The sequence below is a fragment of the Wolbachia endosymbiont of Nasonia vitripennis genome (genome assembly GCF_048054115.1).
Classification (GTDB): Bacteria; Pseudomonadota; Alphaproteobacteria; order Rickettsiales; family Anaplasmataceae; genus Wolbachia.
This window is the reverse complement of the sequence record NZ_JAFEVF010000034.1, coordinates 1-8,346: the sequence shown is the minus strand read 5'-3', so window position 1 is coordinate 8,346 and position 8,346 is coordinate 1. Positions and strand designations below refer to the sequence as shown.

The following is an 8,346-nucleotide window of genomic DNA, read 5'->3' as shown; positions in this document are numbered from 1 at the left end:
TCAGTTAATTCATGCCTGTCAGATCAAGTCTAAACTATTACAAATTATGCTTCTGTTTCTTTTGTATTATCTGGAGCATTTGCTGTTGGTACAAGTCTAACAATGGTTCATTTAGCAATGTGTGTTTCGCTTGCTGTAGCTGCATTAACTTTTCTTGCAGTAGGATGTGACTGTTCTTATAACGCAAATACCGCACTTAATAACGTTGAAATCGAAAATGGTAGTTATAGAATAGCTGCTTGAGTATTAATTTAAATATTCTTTATTGCTAGTTTTATATCATCACTTTAATTTGGTTGTATTTTACTAAAAAAACTTTAGATTTATTTTATAATCGATACTCAAATATGATTTGGAATTTATTGCAGACAGGGCAAAAGGAAGGCTATAAAATTGCGTATACCAATGCTCGTATTATCGACCCGGAAACTAAACTTGATATAAAAGGTTCATTATTGACTGAAGGGGGTAAAATTGTTGATTTTGGCGAATCATTATTTTCAACAAGTGGAGTTGATGAAATAATAGACTGTAAAGGGCTTGTTCTAATGCCAGGCCTTATTGACATTCACGTACATTTTCGTGAACCAGGTCAAGAGCATAAAGAAACTATACATACAGGCAGCAAATCTGCAGCTGCAGGGGGCGTTACAACTGTAGTTTGCCAGCCAAACACTGTTCCAGCGATTGATAGTGTTGTCTTGGCTAAGTATTTGAAATATAGAGCATTTGAAACTTCGCATGTGAATGTTCAATTTTACGCTAAAATCACCACTTCGGAAGAAAAATTAACTGAAATGGCACTCTTAAAGGAAGCAGGTGCAGTTGGGTTCACCGATGATGGTATGCCAGTTATGAATCCAATGATTATGAGACAGGCACTGCTTTATTCAAGTATGCTTGGTGTTCCTATTGCTCAACACGCAGAGGATTTGAATCTATCTGCTGGTGGCGTAATTAACGAGGGTAAGATTTCTGAAGAATTGGGAGTAAAGGGAATCTTGAGTGCATCGGAATCGGTTATGGTAACTCGTGATATACTGCTAATGAAGAACATAGAAAATGTACACTACCATATTTTACATGTCTCTTCAAAAGATTCACTTGATGCTATTAAACGTGCAAAAGATTTGGGATTAAATGTTACGTGTGAAGTAACTCCTCATCACTTTACTTTAACTGAAGATATAGTAAAACAACACGGAGCAATCGCAAAAATGAACCCGCCGCTTCGCACTGAAGAGGATCGTTTAGCTATGATTGAAGGTTTAAAGACAGGTGTGATTGATTGCATTGCAACCGATCATGCTCCGCATGATCTTAGTTCTAAAGATCTGCCACTTGAAAATGCTGCATTTGGTATTATTGGCCTTGAAACAATGCTGCCCCTTTCACTTGAACTATATCATAGTGGACAAATGGGTCTACTTGATGTGCTTGCAAAATTGACATATAAGCCTGCAGATATCATACATATGCCACGTGGCCGCATACAGAAAAACCTTGTAGCGGACTTAATTTTAGTTGATTTGGATCATGAATGGGAAATTAAAGTTGACAACTTTGCTAGTAAATCAAAGAATTCGCCTTTCGGTGGACGCAAAGTGAAAGGGCACGTAGTACGTACCGTTGTGTCTGGCAAAACTGTATATTTACAGAAGAGTTAGTTATTATACAATTGTGCTCTCAATTTCAATCAATTGTAAAGATTTAATATAAGTGGTAAAATATAGCCACTGAATAAAAAATATATGCTAATTAGTACGACATCGGAACTGGAAAATGCATGTAAAGAATTGATGGAAAAAGATCCAAAATTTATAGCAATTGACACGGAGTTCATTAGAAATAATTTAACCTACTACCCAAAATTATCGTTAATTCAAATTTCTTACGGAGAGAAGAGTTTTATTGTAGATGCATTAGTGCCAGAAATTGATTTATCATTCATTAAGAAAATGATGCTAAATCAGGGAATAATCAAAGTGTTTCATAGCTGCCGGCAGGATATAGAATCCTTACTCACTGTGTTTAAATGTGTTCCCACTCCTATTTTTGATACCCAAGTTGCTGCTATGTTTTGCCATTATTATCATGACTTTATTGGTTATTCAAAAGTAGTAGAGCAATATCAAGGAATAGCACTGGATAAAATTAAAGCTAAAAATTCAGACTGGTTAAGGCGTCCATTGTCTGAGGATCAACTAGACTATGCAATAAACGACGTGGTATATCTATATGATCTATACCAAATATTGTGCAATAAACTTGAAGAAAGTAATAGGATGAGTTGGTTTCAAGAAGAGATGGAATTATTGGTTGATATAAATAAGTATTTGCATAGTCCAAAAGATGCATGGAGGAGGATTAAATTTAACTATGAAGCAAATCCGAGGCTAATGTTAGTTGTTAAAGCAGTGAGTGAGTGGCAAGAGACTTTAGCACAACGCTATAACATCAACCGTAATAAAGTAATTAATAATGCTGTAATAATTGGTCTTATTGAAAAAAATGTGGAGCGTATTGACGAGGTTTTAGATGATCTTGAGAGGAACACAAAAAATATAAAAGAGGAAGATTTATTAGAATTTATGAATATTTTCAATGAGAATGAGAAGGAGTTTGTGCAGCAAAATTATACTCTGTCAGATAATTATGATAAATCTGTATTTGATATACTCTCGATTATTTTAGAGAGCAAATGTAAGGAAAATAACATATCAAGAAAGTTAGTTTCATCAAAAGATGAGTTAGCTGGTTCAATATCTGGGCAGATAGATAAACTATTCAAGGGGTGGAGATATGATTTTTTCGGTAAGTCAGTTGAATCATTTTTGAACGCAGGCTCAAGGTTTGAGATTTTAATGGTAAAATCTGCTGATAGTACAGCTAAAATTCGGAGTAATCTGGTGGAGAATAACTGTTGCTAAAGTAACTTAGATTTATCGACAATCGTCATCCCGCTACGTGTTAGTGGCTAAGAGATACCGCGGCGGTATGACGGTTAAGTAGGGTGTCATCCCAAGTGCCCAGACACTGGGATCCAGGAAAATTGATTGTAAACGAGCAAACATTTTCGATAAAATTACCAAAAAGCTAGATCCCAGTGTCAAGCACTGGGATGACAGGAGAAGGTACTACCCTGACAACCGTCATCCCGCTGCTTGTTAGCGGCCAAGTGACGGTATGACGTAAAGCTACGTGTTTAGGTTTAATGAATCCACTATTTTTTTCACTTGAGAAAAAACATTTGCGCTGGTATCGATGATGAAATCACTCATTTGCCTTTTTTCTTCAATAGGTAGCTGAATACTGGACATTAGATTCAGCTTTTCTTTATCCATATTACGCTCACTGAGCCTTTGAGCTTGTACAGCGCTATCTGCATGGATAAAAACAATAAAATCGCAATATAAACGGAATCTTGTTTCCAGCAAGAGTGGAATGTCTAGAACTAGAGATTTTCTATCATTTTTTTTCTCCTGAGCAATAAAAATTTCTAATTCATTTCGCACAACGGAATGCACTAAAGATTGGAATTGTTTCCAATTTTCATCATAGGCTAAAAAATATTCAGACAATACTGCTCTGTCTATTTTACCATTTACTACCACCCCAGGAAATTTTTCTTCTGCATAACTTATTATGTTTTTGTCCACTTTATAAAGCTGGTGCACGACAGAGTCGGCATCAAACAAAGCGGCACCAAATTCTTTAAAGCAATTGGCTACAAAGCTCTTTCCAACTGCAATCCCACCTGTTAAACCTATGATCATATAGCAAATTTCTTATAAAACTATATTTATAGCATCTCCTATGCCTATTTAAAACTGAATGCATAGGTATAAAAAGAAAAGCTATTATTTTTTTAGTAATTAAGTAAAATAGAGTGAAAGATTAAGAGGAAATTTTGAAAGATAAGATAAAAAAGATAGTGATTTCAGGGAAAGAAGTGTGGCCAATCATTGAGGGCGGTAAAGGTATTGCAATCAGTGATGGAGGATCAAGTGGGGCATTTGCTGCAGCGGATGCTGTTGGTACGTTTTCTGGTGCAAATGCTAAACTTATCGATGGCAATGGCGAGCTGGTACCACTAATTTATAAAGGTAAAACAAGAAATGAAAAGCACGAAGAATTAATTAAATATAGCATTGAGGCTGGAGTTAGTCAAGTAAAAATAGCAAATGAAATATCAAAAGGCCATGGGAGAGTACATATGAATGTGCTTTGGGAAATGGGGGCAGCAGAACATGTACTTCATGGTATATTAGAAAAAGCAAAAGGCTTAGTTCATGGCATCACTTGCGGTGCTGGTATGCCTTACAGACTCGGAGAAATTGCAGCTAAATATCAAGTTTATTATTACCCTATTATCTCATCAGCACGCGCTTTTAAAGCGTTATGGAAACGTGCTTACCAAAAAATATCTTCTTTTTTACTTGGTGGAGTAGTATACGAGGATCCGTGGCTTGCTGGTGGTCACAATGGACTAAGTAATAGTGAAGATCCGGAATTACTACAGGCTCCATTTGAAAGAGTTGCAGAGCTTAGATCTTTCATGAACGAAGTTGGTCTTGCTGAAACGCCAATTGTTATGGCAGGGGGAGTGTGGCATTTGAAGGATTGGGAACATTGGTTTGACAATTTACAAATCGGACCAATAGCTTTTCAGCTTGGTACTCGTCCACTTTTAACAAAAGAAAGCCCGATTTCTACAGAGTGGAAAAAGAAGTTACTTACTTTAGAAGAAGGTGATGTATTTTTAAACAAATTTAGTCCAACAGGGTTTTACTCATCTGCAGTAAGAAATAACTTCATACGTGAGCTACAGGAGAGGAATTCACGTCAAATAAAATTTTCGGAAAGTGCAAGCGGAGAGTTTAACAATGAATTTGCAATGGGCAGCAGAGGTAGAAAGATTTACCTTACTGCACAAGACAAAGAACTGGCAGATAAGTGGACTCAGGAAGGTTATACAGAGGCAATGAAAACTCCAGATACAACTGTTATTTTTGTGACACCAAGCAAATTTGCGGAGATAAGACAAGATCAAATTAATTGCATGGGATGTTTGAGCCATTGTCTGTTTAGCAATTGGAAAGATCATGGTGACCATTCAACAGGGCGAAAGCCAGATCCACGGAGTTTCTGTATACAAAAGACACTGCAAAACATTGTACATGACGGCAATGTTGAAAATGAACTCATGTTTTCTGGACACAATGTTTACAGATTTAAGCAAGACCCATTTTATGAGAATGGCTACGTACCGACAGTAAAAGAATTGGTGGAAAGGATATTAACTGGGTATTAGGGTATGGTTGAATTGACAAGAAAACGTTACTCTGTTATAATAAGTCTTTATTAATTTAATCTTAATTCTGGGGGAATTTTTATGCGTAGTAGTGTTTTAAAAAGGTATGCACTTGCCTATATAAAAGAAAATGGCAGTGACAATGGTGTTCAAGAATTTTTACGTTCTCGTGGTATGCAAAATATTGAGAACTGGAGTGATAAAATTTTTGAAGATGCGTATAAGGAATTTAAGCTCAGTAATCTAACTAATGAGCAGAACAGTACAGAATATGATAGAAGCAATAGGCAACAAACTACAGGCCCTCAAGTCACGCACGTACATATAAACGATAATAGAGGTTTAGATTTTTGGGATTATTTACTACTTAGCAACCTGTTTGGTGGTCGTACTACAGTTATAAATAACCCTGGTTTTGATACTGTTGGCTACCAAAGCAGAGAAGATAAGAAAAAAGACTCAGAAGACAGCAGGAAATTATTAGCTTTAGGGATAGTAGCTGTAGTTGCGTGTGTTGCTTTCCATGCTTTAATGTGTGTTTGGTACAACAGCAGCGAAAAAACGGCTAGAAAGTCAGAAAAAATAGATTATCTAGATAGTCAACTTAAAATGTTCAGAAATATAGAATTTGCAGTTGGTGCAATTTCTTTAGCAGCTTTGATAGGTTGCGCTATTAACCCAGTCTTACCAGTTTGGGGTTTAGTCATTCTTGGCATTAATTCTCTTGTGTGTCTTGCTGGTGGTGTGGCTTTTCATATGAAACATAAGAAAGAGTCAGAAAATATTAAGAAGGCTGAAGAAGCGGTAGATAGCTATCCTGGACAAGGGCGTAGTTGTGGAGGTTATGATTCACCACTACCTCCTTACTTTTCTCAAGATCCTAATACTGTTCCAAGTGCTTCTTCTTATGATGACACCAGACCTGGTGGGTTGTTTTCTCATTCTAATGCGGAAAAACATTCTGGAAATCATGGATATATTGTATGAATATTGATTTTAGAAGGTAAATTGTACAGCAAATAGTGTCATTCCAGTGCTTGACACTGGAATCCAGCTTTTTTGTAATTTTATTGAACATGTTGTATAGTCGTTTGTTTACAATTAATTTTTCTGGATCCCAGTGTCTGGGCACTGGGATGACATTTTTGTGTTTGAGGCAAAATCTGCTATAATATTTAACACACTGCTTTCACAGACGAATGTTTGTACAGTTGTGAAGTTATGGACAACAATATCATAGCAACTCAAACGTAAGTTACTCACATTATACCGCTGCAAAACGCAGCGGTATAATGGCTTTTCAGATTGCTTGTACGATAGGATATATATTGATTTTTATTACTAGTGCAGATACGATAAAGCTTTAAGCACTACAAGATGGAGCAATTTGAGAGCTTTTACGTCACTACGCCAATATATTACGTAAACGACAAGCCACATATCGGCCACGCATATACTTCCCTTATCTGTGATGTTACAGCTAGATTTATGAAATTAGCTGAAAAGAACGTCAAATTTACTACTGGTACAGATGAATATGGACAGAAAATTGAAAAAGCGGCTAAGGTAAAGGGAATAGAGCCAAAAGAATTTACAGATGAAATAAGTGTTACGTTCAGAAAATTGGCTGAGCTAATGAACTTTTATTATGATGATTTTATTCGCACCACAGAAGAACGTCATGAAAAAGCAGTTATAGCTCTATGGAATAGGCTTGAAGAGAGAGGGCAAATATATCTGAATTCTTACTCAGGTTGGTATTCAGTTCGTGATGAAGCGTTTTATCAGGAATCAGAGTTGATAGATGGCAGAGCACCAACAGGTGCTGAAGTTCAGTGGATAAAAGAAGAGAGCTACTTTTTTCGTTTGTCAAGTTGGCAAAATAAATTACTAGAGTTATACGAAAATCAGCCGAATTTCATCTTTCCTGAGAGCAGAAAAAACGAGGTGGTATCGTTTGTAAAATCAGGACTTACTGACCTTTCGATTTCTCGTACTAGTTTTAATTGGGGAATAAAAGTACCAGGGAATGACAAGCACGTAATTTATGTTTGGATAGATGCGCTCACTAACTATCTCACATCAATAGGCTTTCCTAATATAGAAGATGAGGAATATAAGAAATTTTGGACAAACTCCTTCAACGTTCATGTGATCGGTAAAGACATATTGCGTTTTCACGCTGTATACTGGCCAGCGATCCTCCTTGCAGCAGATTTATCACTGCCAAAGCAAATTGCAGTTCATGGTTGGTGGCTGAACGAGGGGGAAAAAATATCCAAATCCCTTGGTAACGTTATAGATCCAATTGGTCTGGCAGAAGAGTTTGGTGTTGATCAACTACGCTATTTTCTCCTTCGGGAAGCAAGTTTCGGTCAAGATGGTAATTTCAGTAAGAAGAACATGATCAGCCGCATAAACTCAGAGCTGGCAAACAATATAGGCAATTTAGTGCAAAGAACAATTTCATTTCTGCACAAGCAATGCTTTGGAGTTGTACCAGTGGTCGATCGCAATTTGCTTAAAGATGATGAGAGTTTACCAAATTGCAAAGCCATAATTGATCAAGTAATGGATCATCTATCAAAGTATGAATTTAACCAGATTATACTCCTGATTATCAATATCTCTTCCAAGGCCAATGCTTACATAGATAAAAGTGCACCCTGGACACTCAGTAAAACCGATAGAGAGCGCATGGATTTAGTAATCTACAAATTACTTGAATACATTAGAATGATTGGCATTTTGCTGCAGCCAATTGCTCCAAAGTCAGCAAAAATGATACTCGATCAGTTGCAAATTCCAAAAGAACAACGTGATTTAAAATCTCTGTGCAACGCATGTGTAAGCTTAGGCATTACACTGCCTAAACCTACGCCGATTTTTTTGAGGATCGATATTTAAAGAATCCTTAGTAAGCCGTTACAAGACTAGACTGAGTTGGCCGTTCTGTAGTTAGCCTTTTTAATTCAACAGAGTCAAAAAAAAGGTTCTGTCGCATCTATAAACCATAGGAAAGAAGATCATTA

At 36.6% G+C, this 8,346-nt stretch carries 6 protein-coding genes and 1 pseudogene; 6 read left to right on the top strand and 1 reads right to left on the bottom strand.

What is annotated here, in order from left to right; all coding sequences use genetic code 11:
• Positions 1-45: 45 nt before the first annotated feature.
• The 3 genes and pseudogenes from JR053_RS04490 to JR053_RS04480 form a co-directional block, all read left to right on the top strand.
• Positions 46-243: pseudogene (locus JR053_RS04490) on the top strand (TomO hydrophobic C-terminal domain-containing protein); the annotation flags it as partial.
• A 104-nt stretch (positions 244-347) separates the two neighbouring features.
• Complete coding sequence (locus tag JR053_RS04485; protein WP_010406704.1) at positions 348-1,667, top strand: dihydroorotase; 1,320 nt, start codon at positions 348-350, stop codon at positions 1,665-1,667.
• Positions 1,668-1,751: 84 nt separating this feature from the next.
• On the top strand, positions 1,752-2,930 hold the full coding sequence (locus JR053_RS04480) for a ribonuclease D (protein ID WP_029237687.1): 1,179 nt from the start codon (positions 1,752-1,754) through the stop codon (positions 2,928-2,930).
• A gap of 267 nt (positions 2,931-3,197) precedes the next feature.
• Here JR053_RS04480 and coaE read toward each other — a convergent pair whose 3' ends face one another.
• Complete coding sequence (gene coaE, locus JR053_RS04475; protein ID WP_264375848.1) at positions 3,198-3,776, bottom strand: dephospho-CoA kinase; 579 nt, start codon at positions 3,774-3,776, stop codon at positions 3,198-3,200.
• Between the two features lie 134 nt (positions 3,777-3,910).
• On the opposite strand from coaE, the gene JR053_RS04470 reads away from it, so the two are divergent.
• The 3 genes from JR053_RS04470 (at position 3,911) to metG (ending at position 8,221) form a co-directional block, all read left to right on the top strand.
• Positions 3,911-5,314 carry an NAD(P)H-dependent flavin oxidoreductase gene (locus tag JR053_RS04470; protein ID WP_264730662.1) on the top strand — a complete coding sequence of 468 codons (1,404 nt, stop codon included), beginning with the start codon at positions 3,911-3,913 and terminating at the stop codon, positions 5,312-5,314.
• A gap of 81 nt (positions 5,315-5,395) precedes the next feature.
• Positions 5,396-6,301: a DUF1129 domain-containing protein gene (locus JR053_RS04465; RefSeq protein WP_139686513.1), complete on the top strand. Its 906-nt coding sequence runs from the start codon at positions 5,396-5,398 to the stop codon at positions 6,299-6,301.
• A 390-nt stretch (positions 6,302-6,691) separates the two neighbouring features.
• Entirely contained in the window at positions 6,692-8,221 is a 1,530-nt protein-coding gene (gene metG / locus JR053_RS04460; protein ID WP_029237599.1) for a methionine--tRNA ligase, read from the top strand.
• Positions 8,222-8,346 lie beyond the last annotated feature (125 nt).